Raw genomic sequence first — 764 nt, forward strand, 5'->3', positions numbered from 1 at the left:
ATGTTGGACACCAATCTCAAGACCCAGTTGAAAGCCTACCTGGAGAAGGTCACCCAGCCCTTCGAGATCGTCGCGTCCCTCGATGACGGCGAGAAATCCCGGGAGCTGCTGAGCCTGCTGCAGGACATCGCCGGCCTCAGCGACAAGATCACCTTGAAGACCGACGGTGACGATGCACGCAAGCCGTCGTTCTCGCTTAACCGCATCGGCGGCAACATCAGCCTGCGCTTCGCCGGCATTCCCATGGGCCACGAGTTCACCTCGCTGGTGCTCGCCCTGCTGCAGGTCGGCGGCCACCCGTCGAAGACCGCACCGGAGGTGATCGAGCAGATCAAGGCGCTGGACGGCGACTACCGCTTCGAAACCTACTTCTCGCTGTCCTGCCAGAACTGCCCGGACGTGGTCCAGGCGCTGAACCTGATGGCCGTGCTCAACCCGAACATCAAGCACGTCGCCATCGACGGCGCGCTGTTCCAGGACGAAGTCGAAGCGCGGCAGATCATGTCGGTGCCGAGCATCTACCTCAACGGCAAGCTGTTCACCCAGGGCCGCATGAGCGAGGAAGAGATCCTCGCCAAGCTCGACACCGGCGCCGGCGCCCGTGACGCCGAGAAGCTCAAGGCCAAGGATGCCTTCGACGTGCTGGTGGTCGGCGGTGGCCCGGCTGGCGCCGCAGCGGCCATTTACGCGGCGCGCAAGGGCATCCGCACCGGCGTCGCGGCCGAGCGCTTCGGCGGTCAGGTGCTGGACACCATGGCCATCGA

General features: G+C 64.9%; 1 protein-coding gene. It reads left to right on the plus strand.

Annotated elements, in window-relative coordinates:
- On the plus strand, nucleotides 1-764 hold a 764-nt coding region (locus U8L64_RS00060; RefSeq protein WP_333392699.1), incomplete at its 3' end, for a thioredoxin family protein.

It is taken from the genome of Pseudomonas sp. FIP_A4 (assembly GCF_036701605.1).
Lineage (GTDB): Bacteria > Pseudomonadota > Gammaproteobacteria > Pseudomonadales > Pseudomonadaceae > Stutzerimonas > Stutzerimonas phenolilytica.